8 protein-coding genes are annotated in these 15474 nt (G+C 41.8%); 7 read left to right on the top strand and 1 reads right to left on the bottom strand.

The window, feature by feature from the left end; genetic code table 11:
- Window positions 1-88 precede the first annotated feature (88 nt).
- The 4 genes from KPX09_RS00245 to rbfA all read left to right on the top strand — a co-directional run bounded on the left by KPX09_RS00245 (window position 89) and on the right by rbfA (window position 7849).
- On the top strand, window positions 89-3229 hold the full coding sequence (locus KPX09_RS00245) for an efflux RND transporter permease subunit (RefSeq protein WP_249548407.1): 3141 nt from the start codon (window positions 89-91) through the stop codon (window positions 3227-3229).
- A 229-nt stretch (window positions 3230-3458) separates the two neighbouring features.
- Window positions 3459-5003 (top strand): transcription termination factor NusA, encoded by a 1545-nt coding sequence (gene nusA / locus KPX09_RS00240; protein WP_249548406.1) that lies wholly within the window; start codon window positions 3459-3461, stop codon window positions 5001-5003.
- An 18-nt stretch (window positions 5004-5021) separates the two neighbouring features.
- Window positions 5022-7496, top strand: coding sequence for a translation initiation factor IF-2 (infB, locus tag KPX09_RS00235; protein WP_249548405.1), 2475 nt, complete (start codon window positions 5022-5024; stop codon window positions 7494-7496).
- Window positions 7493-7849, top strand: a complete 357-nt coding sequence (rbfA, locus tag KPX09_RS00230) for a 30S ribosome-binding factor RbfA (protein WP_249548404.1) — start codon at window positions 7493-7495, stop codon at window positions 7847-7849. Before infB ends, rbfA begins: the two co-directional genes overlap by 4 nt.
- A gap of 230 nt (window positions 7850-8079) precedes the next feature.
- On the opposite strand, the gene KPX09_RS00225 is transcribed toward rbfA, so the two are convergent.
- Window positions 8080-8787, bottom strand: coding sequence for a TerC family protein (locus KPX09_RS00225; RefSeq protein ID WP_249548402.1), 708 nt, complete (start codon window positions 8785-8787; stop codon window positions 8080-8082).
- A 143-nt stretch (window positions 8788-8930) separates the two neighbouring features.
- On the opposite strand from KPX09_RS00225, the gene KPX09_RS00220 reads away from it, so the two are divergent.
- The 3 genes from KPX09_RS00220 to KPX09_RS00210 all read left to right on the top strand — a co-directional run bounded on the left by KPX09_RS00220 (window position 8931) and on the right by KPX09_RS00210 (window position 15028).
- The gene (locus KPX09_RS00220) at window positions 8931-11252 is read left to right on the top strand and encodes an AAA family ATPase (RefSeq protein ID WP_249548401.1); all 2322 of its coding nucleotides are present in this window, start codon (window positions 8931-8933) and stop codon (window positions 11250-11252) included.
- A gap of 82 nt (window positions 11253-11334) precedes the next feature.
- Window positions 11335-13173 (top strand): translational GTPase TypA, encoded by a 1839-nt coding sequence (gene typA, locus KPX09_RS00215; RefSeq protein WP_249548400.1) that lies wholly within the window; start codon window positions 11335-11337, stop codon window positions 13171-13173.
- Window positions 13174-13648: 475 nt separating this feature from the next.
- Window positions 13649-15028 (top strand): HGE-14 family type IV secretion system effector, encoded by a 1380-nt coding sequence (locus KPX09_RS00210; protein ID WP_249548399.1) that lies wholly within the window; start codon window positions 13649-13651, stop codon window positions 15026-15028.
- The last annotated feature ends 446 nt before the right edge of the window (window positions 15029-15474 follow it).

Raw genomic sequence — 15474 nt, 5'->3', positions numbered from 1 at the left:
TGACGCAATTTCTTAGGTATTTATCTCGTAGTAAGAAGAAGATGACAATGCTATTGCATGGATTGTAGACTCGGCATGTAGGTTTTGTTTGCTAGATCATAAAAGACTATACAAAGTTAATGATATGAATGTTATAGCGGATTATTTCCTAAAGAATAATAGATTTACACTATTTCTGTTGTTATGCATAGCGATATTAGGGATGTATTCGTACTGGATGCTTCCACAGGAAAGAACTCCTACTATTAAGATACCTGTAATTTCAGTACGTGCTGTTGTTAATGGTATATCCGCAGAAAGTGCGGAGAAATTGTTGGCTATTCCAATGGAAAAAGAGCTTAGAGTTGTTTCTGGTATTAAGAAGGTGATATCAGAAGTGAGAGACGGTCATGTTAGTGTGGCTTTGAAGTTTAATCATGATACTAACATGCGCATTGCTATGGAGGACGTTAGGAATCAGTTGGATGTGATTCGTACAAAGTTGCCGCAACAGCTTACCTCGCTTACGGTGCAGGAGATGGATTTAGGTTCAATGCCGATATTACATCTGGCTATTGTAGGTGATATAGAAGCTGTTGTGCTATCAAAAGTTGCTCGTGAATTAAAGTCCAAAATTGAACCACTAAGAGATGTACTAAGCGTCGAGACGGAAGGGTTACACGAATACGTTCTTGAGCTGAATTTTTCACCAGAATTAGTTAATTATCACGGTATACAGATTCAGGATATACAGCGTGCTCTCTCTTCTAGTTATGCTTTTGTTGAATACGGGATGCTGGAGTCTGATGTTGGTAGTCATAAAGTAAAGCTAGAAGGCGAACTAGATAGCTACAAGAAGATTATGGATCTTGTTCTCAAGGCCGGGGAAGATCAATTCGTTACGGTAAGAGACGTTGCTACAGTTAGATTTGCTAGGAAAGATAATCATGAGTTGGTTCGAGTTAACGGGAAACCAGCTGTTGTCTTAAAAGTTGCTAAGAGAGAAGGAAGTAATATCACTGAAGTGGTCAAGCATATTGAATACATTTGTGATAGTGCAGCAAGGTTTTTACCTAAGGATGTCTCGTTGTTGTTTTTGCAAGATCAATCAGAGGAGGTGAAGACTGCGCTTCGGGAGCTTGAAAATACTTTAGTGTTTTCAGTTATCCTTGTCTCAGTAGTCATGATGATATTTATGGGAATAAGAACTGCAATTTTAATAGCAGTGGCTATTCCAGTCTCAGTACTGTTTAGCATAACAGTAGTGTATCTCATGGGCTATACAATAAATATTGTAATCTTGTTCACACTGATAATGGTCATAGGCCTGCTGGTGGACGATGCAATAGTTGTTAGTGAGTATGCAGATAGAAAAATGGCGCACGGTTTTAGTAGATTGGAAGCGTATCGTCTGGCAGCTACAGCGATGTTTTGGCCTGTGGCTACTTCTACCATGATAAGGCTCTCCGTATTTATTCCTTTGTTATTTTGGCCAGGATTTACTGGTGAGTTTATGAAGTATATTCCTGTGGTGTCCATATCAGCATTGGTGGGCTCATGGATAACTGCCCTGATTTTTACGCCGGTATTAGGAGCCATGTTTGGGAAGGGTTCGGCAACATCACCTGGGGAGCTGGCGCAAGTTAATGCAATTGAAGATATAGATATTGAGAATCTTGGAAAGGGAGCGCGCTTTTATACGCAGGTGCTCGGTGTAGTGCTTGATCATCCGATAAAGTTTGTTTCCATTATATCAAGTGTACTAATTTTCTCTACTGTAGCGTATTTTACTCTAGGGCCTGGGGGTGAGTTTTTTCCAGATATAGAGCCTGATCAGGCTACTATAACAGTGAAGAGCGATAGTAATTTGTCCTTAATGGAAAAGGATCTTCTTATGAAGGAGGTAGAGGGGAGAATTAGTGAAGTTGCAGGGATTAAGTACCTCTATACGCGGTTGAGCGATAGCAAGGTCTCTAGCAGTAGCGGGGAACTAGGTGTGATACAAGTGGAATTTGTGAATTGGTATTTGAGGGCAAAGTCTTCTGAAGTGCTGCGGAATATTGAGACTCTTTTAAAAGATATGAAGGGGGTGTTTTTTGATATTGAGCAATACAGTATGAAGCCTAGTGTAGGGAAGCAGTTAGAAATCAGTTTAAGGGCAGATGATCCTGCTTTGGTGCAAAAAGCTGCTTTGGTGTTAAAAAAAGAAATGTCTGCATCACAAGGTTTTAAGGGAGTATCCAGTGACAACTCACTTTCCGGCATGGAATGGGTCATGATGGTGGATAGGAAGAAAGCAGATGTTGATGCAGTGAGTGTTTCAATGATAGGGCAGTACATCAAAATGCTGACTGACGGATTATTAGCAGGCACATATTATCCTAAGGATTCCACAGATGGGGTTGACATAATAGCGCGCTTTCAGGAGAAACACAGATCGCTAAAATACTTAGATAATTTCTTCATCAACACTATGTACGGCCCTAGACCTGTTTCTTCGTTTATTAGTAGAAAAGCAAGGAATAGTACGGGAACAATAAACCGCATTGACGGTTTGCGTGCAATAACGATTTCTTCTGACGTTGCACCTGGATATTCTATAGCTGATAGACTGGGGTATGTGAAAGAGGTTCTAAGCAGGGAAGTAGACCCAAGAGTGGAAGTTGACTTTCTGGGAGATGTTGAAGATCAGGAAGAATCTAAGACATTTTTGATCAAGTCGTTTTTTTTAATTTTACTAATGATTACCCTTGTGTTGATAGCTGAGTTCAACAGTTGGTACTACGTTATGGTAGTTATGACAGCGGTATTTTTATCTACCACCTGTGTATTCTTGGGATTTTTGCTTACGTGTAAAGTATTCGGAATAGTAATGGGGGGAGTGGGGATAATAGTGCTCGCTGGGGTGGTCGTGAACAACAATATACTGCTTATAGATGCATTTTGCGCTAACATCAAAAGTGGGCTTAGTCGCAGGGATGCGATAATAAAGTCTGCTCTTTCGAGGTTTAGGCCTATTTTTCTTACGGTAATAACAGGGGTGTTGGGTCTTGTGCCTATGGTGTTGAGGTTAAGTGTTGACTTTATAGACAGGAATATTCTATACGATTCACCTACAAGTCAGTTGTGGTTTGAATTGTCTACGACAACGTCCATGGGACTATTATTTGCAACTGCTATTACGTTGCTTTTTACTCCTGCTGTTTTAATGTGTGTAGGGAGACAAAAATCGTCACATGAGGTGCTATGATTATGTTCTCATAGATGGCTTCATATTCATGATTAAATATAGGGGGTTAGAGAAGGCGTTTTCTGTTCTATGGCTTGAATGATAAGCGAGGTTTGGTGTCCATGATACGGAGAAATTACTTGACTCTGGTTGGTATCGTAAGTAGAATCCCCGTGGCGGACTAGTATGGATCACTGTTGCTAATGGCATGGTGTTATGATAGGCGTTTGCTACTCGTGCAAGGGGTTTTATGGTGAATTTGTATAATTTTGATAATCTTGAGCTCATAAGAGTTGCCAGGGATGTTGCAGAGCAAAGGGGTCTGGATCTTGGTATAATCGTAGAAGCTATAGAGCAAGCGCTTGAGGTTGTAAGTCATGTCAAGTATGGGGACAGTAAGATTAAGGTCTCTATTGATAGGAAGACGGGGGTAATATCGGTAGCTAGGCAGGTCCTGGTGGTGAAAGATGACCTCACTTTTGATAGTGAGGAGTGTGGTATATCTTCTGAGGAGATTAATAAGTATAAGCTTGTGAGAATCTCTGATGCGTTGGCTGATGGAGAACAGGTTAAAGTTGGTGATATACTACTGGAGCCATTGCCGCCAATTGATATTGATTACAATTCTGCGAAGATTGCAAAGCAGAAGGTTGCGCAGCTCATAATGATGCAGGAGAGGAAGCGGCAATACGAGGAGTTTAAGGATCGAGTTGGTGATCTTGTATACGGGGTTGTGAAGCGTGTTGAGTACAATAATATTATTGTGGATCTAAACGGGAGCGAGGGGTATCTTCCTGTATACAACACCATTAGGGGTGAGGTATTTCGTCCTAATGCTAGGGTTAAGGCGCATGTAGAGGATGTTCGTAGGGAGGCTACGGGGCCTCAAATTTTCCTTTCCAGGGTCAGTAAGAGATTTATGGAGCTTCTGTTTAAGCAGGAGATTTCGGAGGTGTATGATGGTATTGTTACCATCAAGGCCTTGGCTAGGGATGCTGGTTCTAGGTCTAAGGTTGCGGTCTATTCCTCTGATAAGAATGTAGATCCGGTTGGGGCGTGTATTGGTGCTCGGGGGGTTAGGATACAGAATATAGTTGCAGAGCTCAACGGGGAGAAGATAGATGTTATCCCGTATTCTCCAGATCTTGCCAAGTTTGTAGTCAGTGCTATTGCGCCGGCGGAAGTGGTGAAGGTTATTATCGACGAAGATATAGAAAAGATAGAGCTGGTAGTGCCTGAGAGTCAGGTGAGTTTGGCTATAGGTAGGTATGGGCAGAATATAAGGCTGGCTTCGGAATTGGTTGGCTGGAGTATTGATGTAATTGGGGATGAAACCGAATCTACTAGGAAGGCTAAGGAGTTAAGTAGTGGTGCTAAGGTCTTTGTGGAGGATTTGGATGTTGAGGAAATTATAGGGCAGCTTCTTGTCAGTGAGGGTTTTTCTAGTATTGAGGATCTAGATAGGGCTGAAGTTAGTGATATTGCGGCCGTTGATGGCTTCAACGAGGAGATAGCGCAAGAGTTAAAGACGAGGGCGGCTGAGTGTCTGGCACGCAAGCGTAAGGAAGCTATTGAGATGCTTGAAAGCATGTCGGTGAGTGAAGAGGTTATGCGACTTCCGTTCTTGCAGGTAGAAGATATCGTAAAGTTAAGTGAGAATGGCGTGAGAAGCGTTGAAGATATAGCTTCTCTTTGTACTGATGAATTTTATGATATTGTTCCCAAGGCTAAGTTAAGTAAAGAGCAAGTGGATTCCGTCATTCTGGAATCACGCAAACGAGTTGGGTGGGTTTAGTTTTTCCGGGTACTGCAGATGAGTGATGTTGAAAAGGTTGATGGGGAGTGTAGTGCTTCGGGTAAACGGGAGCGTTTGACGCTTAAGCTTGGTGACAAGCTTAAAGTGCCTCCTTCTTTGACTAGGGGTGCCTCTACTAGAAAGTCTTTTACGACAGTTGAAGTACGGAGCAAGAAGCGCAGGTCTGGAGAGTATATTTCCCACGATGATAAGCGAAAATCTGGCCTTAATAAGGCAGCTAGTGGGTTGACTGCGCAAGAGCAGTTATTTAGGATAAATGCCATAAATATGGCTGATAGTATTAGTGCTAAGGAGAAGGAGTTAGCTGCTGCGCGAAAGGCTAAGGAAGAGGAGGAATTGGCTGCAGCGGCAGCTGTAGTTGAAGAAGCTGTAAAGGAGGTGTCTGTTGAAAGCGGTGTGCCGCCTACGGAAGAGGTGGAAGCTGCAGTGCCTGATGTTGAGGAGGTGGTTGCGCCCGTGGCAACTCCTTCGCATAGTAACAAGAGTAGTCATGATGACAGGAGCGGCAAAAAGTATGCTCATGGGGCTGCGGGGCGTCATAAGGAAAAGGAGGGCGTTAGTATAAAGAAGGTTGCCTCTTCTAGGGGGGCGAGTAAGCATATAAAATTGGATATAGAGAATGCGCTTAGTGGGTTAGAAGACAAGCGTGTTACTAGGTTTTCATCATCTACTCATAAGCGTCGTAGTAGCAATAATATAAAGAGTGGGCGTAGAGTATCGAGAGAAGTTGTTATTAGTGACAAGATGACGGTTCGTGATCTTGCGTTGGCTATGGCTGAGAAGGCGCAGGATGTGCTGCGTATGCTATCTCATGTTGGTGTTGAGGCGCGGATGGATACTGGGCTTGATTCTGAGGTAGCGTGTGAGATAGCTGTGGAGTTTGGTCATCGTCCTAGGGTAGTTAGCATAGTCAAGATGGAGCAGGAGCTTAGTGACGTATGTGGTGATAATTTTGTTTCTGAGTCGCGTCCTCCGGTTGTGACTGTTATGGGGCATGTTGACCATGGGAAAACGTCTTTGCTTGATGTGTTGCGTAAGTCAAATGTTGTAGAGAAGGAATTTCGGGGAATAACTCAGCATATAGGTGCTTATCAGATAGATGTAGATGGTAAGAAGATTACCTTTTTGGACACTCCGGGACATGAGGCATTTGCTGATATGCGTGCTCGTGGGGCTAATGTTACAGATATCGTAGTTTTAGTGGTTGCTGCTGATGATGGAATCATGCCTCAAACTGTTGAGTCTATAAATCATGTTAAGGCTGCCGGTGTGGCTATGGTGGTAGCTGTTAACAAGATCGATAAGAGTGATGCTGACGTTGGTAGAATTACGAATGAGTTATTGCAATATGGGGTTATTGCGGAAGAGCTTGGTGGAGATGTGATGATAGTACCTGTGTCGGCTAAGACGGGGGAGAATATAGATAAGCTTCAGTCTGCGATATTACTTCTTGCTGAGATGTTGGAATTGAGTGCTCCGCGGGAGTGTAGGGCTCAAGGAGTTGTGATTGAGGCAAAGATTGACAGGGGCTGTGGTGTCATTGCTACGGTTATAGTGCAAAAGGGTACCTTGAAAAAGGGCGATGTGATAGTTGCGGGTGATAGTTCTTATGGAAAGGTTCGTAGCATGTTTGATGATGCTGATAGGGTTGTGAGTTCAGCTTTACCTGCTATGCCTGTTAGGGTTCTGGGATTGAATGCAATTCCTAAGGCGGGGGACACTTTGGTTGTTATGCCTTCGGAGAAGCAAGCTAGGGATTTGTTGTGGCATAGGTCTGAGATTAATTCTGCGCGTGAAGAGAATCGCGCTGTGTCTTCATTTAGTGGGGCTATTATGGCTTCTATGGATAGTAAGGTGGAGGAAATTAATTTAATACTTAAGGCAGATGTTGCTGGTTCGATGGAAGCTGTTTCTTGTGCTGTGGAGCAGTTAGTGCATGAGGAAGTGAAGTTTAATGTCTTACACAAGGAAATGGGGGATGTAACGAAGTCAGATGTGTTGCTTGCTGAGGTGTCTTCGGCGGTAATTTTGGCTTTTAATGTTAGAGTTGATGCGAAAGCTCGTGATCTCCTTAGGTTAAAGAAGGTGGATGTGCGTCATTATCAAGTCATATACGACTTGGTAGATGATGTGAGGAGCATGGTGTCTGGTAAGTTGAAGCCTATTGTTCAGGAAATGCAAGTTGGGTTACTTGCGGTGAGGCAGATGTTTTCTTCCGGAAAGAGTGGGACAGTTCTTGGTTGTTATGTAACTGAGGGTGCTGTTACGAGAGGTGCTACTGTTCGTGTTTGTAGAGGTGAGGCTGTCATTGGTGAGGGTACCGTGAAGGTGCTGAGAAGGTTCAAGGAGGATGTTAAAGAAGTTAACCGTGGATTAGAGTGTGGTCTCCTTGTGGACGGCGTAAAGGGTGTGCTTGCTGGTGATGTGATCAAGGTTTTAGAGATTGTAGAGCGCGTGAGGGGTGTGGAGTGATTGTTTTTGATCATTCAGTTGGGCATAGAAGTCTCAAAGTTTCCTCGGTGCTTAAGAAGGCGCTTTCAGGGTTGTTTTTAAGGGAGTTCTATGATCTTAGTACGCTGGTATCTGTTTCAGAAGTGAAGGTCGGGGAGGATCTTCGTAACGCAACGATTTTCGTTGTAGTTCATGGTAAGGGTGTAGATGGGGACGAGATAGTGCGTGCCTTAAATGCCTCTTCTAGTGTTGTGAGGAAGTCTGTCTTTAAGTATCTCAAACTCAGATATGTGCCCAGGCTGCATTTTAAGTTAGATGTAGAATTTGAGAATTTTTTGCGCATTAGTGATGCGCTTGCGGTGTTGAATGACTAGTGTGCTTCGTTATCTGATGTAAGCAAAATTGAATTATGGGGTATGCTGTTCTAGCGTGTATACTTGGATGCAATAGGGTGCCGCGACTTGAGGGTTAGTTTCCTTTAAATTATCGTGTTATGCAGAGATGACTACTGTGTTTTTGTGCAAGTAGATAGAGTTTTGTCTATCCTTGCGAGAGTTCTGTTGTGGAAAAGGGCAAGCAGGAAATATCTTTCCTAGACCCGCTTCTATTCTATTTTCGAATTAAAACGTTGTTTTAATAGTTGGATAGCCTCTACTGCAAGAGAGAACATCAGTGTTGTATATAAGTATTCGTGAGGAATCGATATCTTGAACCCATCCAATAGCAATATGATGCCTAGCATTCCTATAAATAATAACGCAATGATTTTGCAGTTACCGAACTTGCATATTGTGTTGCTGAAGCTTTTAGAAAGAAACAGCGCCATTACGGCGTAAATTACAAACACTATCCATATTAAGTATGTTCTTGCTGTAATGCCCACTGCTGATATTACTGAGTCGAGGGACAACATTATATCAATGCCAACAATCTGTAATGTTGCCCAGAGGATACCTGAGTATGTGCGAATTTCCTGTAAATCTTCAGGAAAGACTTCAGAGTATATTTCTTTTGCACTTTTGTATATCAAGAATGCACCTCCCGCTATCATGAAGATATCTCGATATGATAGGGTTATGTTTAAGATAGAAATAATTTGTTCGTTGATTGATAGCACGAGGGATGCTCCATAGAGCATTAAGAATCTCATTCCCAAAGCTATGAATATCCCGCATATTCTAGCTTTATCACGCATGGTTATAGGGAGTTTTTCACATATTATCGATATAAATATTAAGTTATCAATACCTAGTATTATCTCCAGCATCAGTAGGGTTAAAAATTCTGATATACAATTGTAAATAATGTACATAACCGATCTAAAACCCCCGATCTATACGGCGCTTCGTAATGTTATAGATTACATCTTTTTTTGCAAGCAATCCAAGTTGTTTTCAAGATATTTTAATGCTTACCTGATACCCTGATGCACAAGAGAAATAGGGGTTGCGTTTAGTGTTGTCGAAAAATCTTGAAGCGAGTTTGCACCGCGCTATATCGATAGCATTCGATTTTCGTCATGAATGTGCGACTCTCGAGCACTTATTATTAGCGCTTACTGATGATGTTGATGTGCGTCGTGTGTTGTACGTGTGCAGAGTTTCAGTAGATAGGTTAAGGCTTACGATCATGAACTTTCTTCGATATGAAATGTCTGTATACTCAGGGCACATTATTGGGGAGGTAAAGCCTAGCAGGGTTTTTGAGAAGGTAGTACACAGAGCTGTAGTTCATGCTCACGCTTCAGGTGCAGATGAAATTAATGGTGTAAATGTCCTGGCTGAGATGTTTTTGGAAAAGGAATCCCATAGCTTTTCCTTTCTTAACGAGCATAACGTTAAGTACATCGATGTAGTGAGTTGCATGTCTAGCGGCGAGAGTATGCACGATGAGGGCTATGAGCAGCACGATATTATAAAAGATGCGGATGCTACCAGTAGGAGGGGTTCTATTGCGTTTCCAAATATAGTCAAGGACTCTATAAGGAAGGATGGTGACAGCCTTGAAGCGTATTGTGTTAACCTGAATGATTTGGCCAGGGAAGGTAAAATAGATTACGTTATAGGCCGTCAATACGAACAGGAAAGAACAATAGAGGTTTTATTGAGGCGTAGGAAAAATAATCCTCTATATGTTGGAGATTCTGGAGTTGGTAAAACCGCTATAGTAGAAGGGTTAGTGCTTAGAATAGTAGAAGGTAATATAGTTTCACAGTTGCGATGTGTTGAAGTTTATTCCTTGGATATGGGGTCTTTGTTAGCAGGAACAAGGTATAGAGGGGACTTTGAAGAAAGAATTAAAGCTGTTATTCGGGCTATAGAGAATAAGAAAAATGCGGTGCTGTTTATAGATGAGATTCATACTATCATCGGTGCTGGTTCTACCAGTGGCAGCCCTTTAGATGCTAGTAATCTTCTTAAACCTGCGCTTGCTAGAGGTACTATCAGGTGCATTGGTGCTACTACTCATAAGGAGTACAACAGTAATTTTGAAAAGGACCGTGCCCTAGCCAGAAGATATCAAAAAATCAATGTTGAAGAATCTACTGTAGAGGAAACAGTTCAAATATTGAGTGGAATTAAATCCTACTATGAAGTATATCACGACGTGCGATATACAAACCAAGCGATCAGGTATGCTGCAGAGTTGTCTGATAGATATATAAGCGAAAGGATGTTGCCAGATAAGGCAGTGGATGTACTTGACGAAGCAGGTGTTTATAGCAAGTTACGCTCTCCAGAGTCTAGTAGGATTGTTACTGGTAAGGATATAGGGGCTATAATCTCTAAAATTACTGAAGTTCCGTGTAGCGACCTTTTGGCCTCTGATGATATACGAAAAGTACGGGATCTTGAGGATAATCTTAAGAAGGTAATTTTCGGGCAGGATGAGGCTATAACGAATGTTGTAGATGCTATAAGGATCGCGAAAGCTGGAATGAGAAGCTCGCAGAAGCCTTTGGCGTGCTATTTATTTGCAGGTCCTACAGGTGTTGGGAAGACGGAGCTAGTGAGGCAGTTCGCGAAGTGTATGGGCATGAAGTTGATTAGATTTGACATGTCTGAGTACGTAGAATCCCATACAGTTTCCAGGATGATAGGTTCGCCTCCGGGTTATGTGGGATACGAACAGGGTGGATTGCTAACTGATGCCATTTCCCGTAATCAGTATAGTGTTCTGCTATTAGATGAGATAGAAAAAGCCCATAGCAGCTTATATAATATATTGCTGCAGATTATGGATTATGGTTATATTACCGATACATATGGCAAAAAAGTCAGTTTCCGTAATGTTGTTATAATACTGACTACCAATGCTGGTGCTATGGAGCTTAGCCGCAATCCCATAGGATTTAATCGTGATAGTAGCGCGCGGATTGACAATGCACGCAAGGTCATTGAAAAGATTTTTGGTCCAGAGTTTTGTAACAGGCTTGATGCTATAGTGCCGTTTGCATACCTGGATTCTTGTGTCATAGCACAGGTTGTGGAGAAATTTATCGATGAGCTCAGAGAGCAGCTTGCTCATAAGGATGTGAGCATCGATATTGATCAGGAATCGCTTAGTTATCTCGCAAAACTTGGTCAGAGGGAAGACTACGGGGTTAGGAAGATACAAGGTATTGTGGCGCAGAAGCTGAAGAAGCAGCTAGCTTTTGAAATGTTGTTTGGTAAACTTGTCCACGGAGGCAAGGTTGAAGTTAGGTACGATCCCGACAGTGATGACTTCAAGTACACATTTTTTGAGAGATCTGCTGCTAGTAGTATGGTGGGATAACTTACGAGAAGTGTGTTTTTATCTTTGATTATTTTAGCTAATAATATAGATTTATCCCATTGCGTTTTAGAGAAGATAAATAATGTCGAGTGGCTACGATTCCATACGTAATTTAGCTATTGTCGCGCACGTGGATCACGGAAAGACCACGTTGCTGGATAGTATGCTAAGGCAGAGTGGTGCTTTTAGAGATAATCAAGATGTTGTGGACCGTGTTATGGATAGCAATGATCTTGAGAGGGAGCGTGGTATAACCATCTTGGCCAAGTGTACTGCCATTACTTGGAAGAACCATAAGATCAATGTTATCGATACTCCTGGGCATGCTGACTTCGGTGGTGAAGTGGAGCGGGTGCTGTCTATGGCGGATGGGGTATTGTTGCTTGTAGATGCCTCTGAAGGCCCTATGCCTCAAACAAAATTTGTGCTCTCAAAAGCGCTAAAGGCTAAATTGTTGCCCATAGTTGTTGTTAATAAGGTAGACCGTCCAGACAGTCGCGTAAGTGAGGTTCTTGATGAGGTTTATGAGCTTTTTATCAATCTGGATGCTACTAGTGAGCAGTTAGATTTTCCGGTTCTATATGCTTCTGGTAGAGAAGGGTGGTGTTCTAAGAGTCTGACTGATGAGAAGAAGGGATTAGAGCCGCTATTTGAGGGAATATTGGAGCATATAAAGCCAAAACAGTATGACTTAAACGCGCCGTTTAGCATGCTATTGACGTTGTTGGAGTCAGATAAGTTTTTGGGGAGGGTGCTTACTGGTAAGGTTTATGGCGGTAGGGCTAAGATAAACTCCCAGGTAAAGGTGTTGAATCTAGCTGGTGAGGTTATAGAGAGCGGTAGGCTCACGAAGCTTTTGTCTTTTTCGGGGCTTAAAAGAGTTCCCGTTGAAGAGGCGGATGCAGGTGACATAATAGCTGTTGCAGGGCTGGAGAAGGCTTCCGTGTCTGATAGCATTGTAGATGTATCTGTGACCGTACCGATAGAGTCTACTCCGGTAGATCCTCCAACAATGGCTGTGACGATTGGTGTTAATGACTCTCCAATTGCAGGGACTGAAGGAACGAAGCTGACTTCTACTGCTATAAAGCAGAGGTTGCTTTCTGAAGCAGAGACTAATGTTGCGATTACGGTGAAAGAAGGAGCCAGAAGCGAGGCCTATGAGGTAGGCGGTAGAGGCGAATTGCAGCTTGGCGTGTTGATAGAGACGATGAGGCGTGAGGGTTTTGAGCTTTCTGTATCGCGCCCGCGTGTGATTTTTAAAAAGGAAGGTTCCACGATATTAGAGCCTATAGAAGAGGTGATAATAGATGTAGATGAAGAGTACAGTGGCGTCATAATGGAGAAGCTGAGCTTCCGGAAGGGTGATATGCAAGATATGACTCCTTCCGGGAAGGGCAGGGTTAGGATGGTGTTTTTGATGCCATCCCGTGGTCTTATAGGGTACCATGGGGAGTTTTTAACAGACTCTAGAGGCACCGGTATAATGAACAGATTGTTCTATGGATATGCTCCACATAAAGGGGAAATTTCTGGAAGGATGAACGGTGTACTTATTTCTACAGGGCAAGGAGAGGCCGTTGCATATGCCATTTTTAACTTGCAAGATCGGGGTATGATGTTTATCAAGCCTCAGGATAAAGTGTATATGGGGATGATTGTTGGGCTTCATAATAGAAATAATGATATTGAAGTCAATGTGCTGAAGGGTAAGCAGTTGACTAACGTGAGAGCTGCAGGATCAGATGAAGCGGTGAGGTTAGTTCCTCCGAAAATGATGTCTTTGGAAGAGATGATAGGGTTCATCAATGACGATGAGCTGGTGGAATGTACTCCGAAATCAATAAGATTAAGAAAGAGATTTCTTGATCCAAACGAGAGGAAGCGTTTTGCGAGATCTAAAGGGATTATTGAAGGTTAGATTGTGTGGGATCTCTACTATAATGGGGGATCCTAAGCAATGAGGCACTTTGTTTGAAGCTTGCTGTGCTTTGTATAGGCTGACATTTGGGGTAGCTTTATCCGGTGTATGGTATGCACTTATTACTCTTTTCTACAGAGGAGAGGAATGGGCTAATTTCTCTGGTTTTTCCTCGTACTACTGCAGAGACTAATGAAAGTTTTCAATTGGTCATCTGGTTATTCACGCTGGCTATCCTCCATCAGGATATGACTAGTAGCATATGTGTATGCATTATTGATTTATTTTTTACTTAAACAACTTTTACCGTTCCACACATACGTAGCAACTCTCCTTTGCATGTGATTACAACAAAAAAGTCCTTTTTCTTAATTTTTTATTAAAAATTAGTAGAACTTGTGACTCATCACTTCTATTCTAAGATGAATACTATTAAATATTTAAGAGTACATGAGTGTGGGTGATGTAGGTGATTATGGATATTCTCAATGGTGACAGAATTTCTGCGGATTACAGAAATACTGTGTGTTCTTGTATTAGAGAAGGGAAAGTTTCTCTGTGTGATCTGACGGAGGTTCTCAGTGACTACATTGGGGAGTTGCATAGGATATTTGCTTGTGCATGTTCTAAAGATGAGAAGTTCTCTCTCCTAGTGGATAAGATGTCCTTTGTGCAATCAATTGTTGTACAAAAAGACAATACAGTTATGTATTCATCAGGCGGGTTGTGTGGAGAAGATCATAGCATCCTATATTTTTTATATGACACATTGTTTGCATGTATAACGGCTGCTTGTAATAAGGACCTTAGTGAATTTACGAGCCCGTTACTTTTTAGGGATGGTATACGCGTACAAATGCTCAAAGCGTGTGCGCTCCTGGTAAATATCATCTCAATATATCACTGCTTTGTGCAAACCTATGCTCCTCGATTTACTATTGTGCCCAGAGAGAATGATTACGAAACTGTTTTGCATCTACAACTTGCATTAAGTGCATATCTAAATGTAATCCATGCTGCAAAAAGCTATTACTACCTAATGGTTGGGGTACCTAAGAGGACGAAAGTGGCGCTTTCACGGTTTATTTTGCATAATGCAGAATTAGCGTTTAAGGTGAGTGAGCTAGTTGATATAGACGTACCTTTTTTTTACAGGTACCAGATTGGACACTTGCTCTACACTATGATGGACACTATTGAGAATTCATATTCTATATTTAGGCCTGATGCACTTACTGATGAGGAAAAAGTTTTACACCTTTCCCTCGCAACTGAAGCACGTATTGTATTTAATTTCTACATGAATCGTTATGTTACTGAGAGTGAAGCTGTATGTTCAATACAAAGTAAGACAAGTCCTGTTGTGAAGGCTTTGATCGGGGCTTTGGGTTGTGTGTTCTTGTTATGTAGGGAATGCTTATCACAGGCAAAATTAGATAATTCTCTCAGCAACGATATTGATGGGTGTATTACAATACTACGTGATGAGGTTTATCCAATAGTATTTGCTTATGAGAATGAGCTTGTGAACACTTCTGCGCTGGCATGTGTTCTACACATACATTTGTCTAACGCTACTAAAAAGCTGCAAGCCATTTCACTAGATTTATTATTGAACTCAGCAGAGTCGTTTGCTTTATACAATATAGCATCTCTGTACCTTGAAAAAGCATCCTCCGCCTGGAATATAGAGGCTATGAAATATAGGGAGTTGCTTCCGCTATACTTATTGCCAAATAAGAAAAAACAAACAACTGAAACTGTATCCACAAGTGCTATGTTAGAAACACCTCAAATTGCTTTTCCGCAGCAGATGTTTAATGCCACTGCTTTAGATCTTACAAGAAAGATATAGCAGAGCTGCTACCATAAAATTTTTTGGCACTTAAGAGAGCAAACGCCTTTTTATTGTTATTTACATAGGAAATATTTGTATTACAGGAATAACTTATGGCTGATAGTAGTCATTGAACCTAAAACGAATGTTTTTATGGTAGAGTGGGGTATGCTGGGTATCATTTTTTCTTTTAGTGGGGGGAATTGATATGAGCCTTAGTAGCAGAGAAGCTACTTTTGTGCTTATTCTATATTAGTACTGATACTTTCACGGCTCCACTATGAGCACAATTGCGTTTAATAGGGTAAGAATGGCAAAAAGAAATATTTTAAGGTGCGGCTGTTGCGAAAGCTCTAGAAAGCGCTACTGGTAAAGGAGGATAGAACTTCTTGTGCTTCCATGATGTAGTAGAGAAGCAAGAAAAGGTCAGTACATTCAATTTGTTAAAGTACTTTTCTCGACTT

The organism is Anaplasma phagocytophilum, from assembly GCF_023476575.1.
GTDB classification, from domain to species: domain Bacteria; phylum Pseudomonadota; class Alphaproteobacteria; order Rickettsiales; family Anaplasmataceae; genus Anaplasma; species Anaplasma phagocytophilum_A.
The sequence above is the reverse complement of the archived record's forward strand: the minus strand, read 5'-3'. Positions and strand labels throughout refer to the sequence as shown.

Excerpts from the sequence above, each read along its gene's own strand:
- nusA (WP_249548406.1), top strand. The coding sequence starts at position 3,459 with ATGGTGAATTTGTATAATTTTGATAATCTTGAGCTCATAAGAGTTGCC.
- infB (WP_249548405.1), top strand. The coding sequence starts at position 5,022 with ATGAGTGATGTTGAAAAGGTTGATGGGGAGTGTAGTGCTTCGGGTAAA.
- KPX09_RS00225 (WP_249548402.1), bottom strand. The coding sequence starts at position 8,787 with ATGTACATTATTTACAATTGTATATCAGAATTTTTAACCCTACTGATG.
- typA (WP_249548400.1), top strand. The coding sequence starts at position 11,335 with ATGTCGAGTGGCTACGATTCCATACGTAATTTAGCTATTGTCGCGCAC.
- KPX09_RS00210 (WP_249548399.1), top strand. The coding sequence starts at position 13,649 with ATGGATATTCTCAATGGTGACAGAATTTCTGCGGATTACAGAAATACT.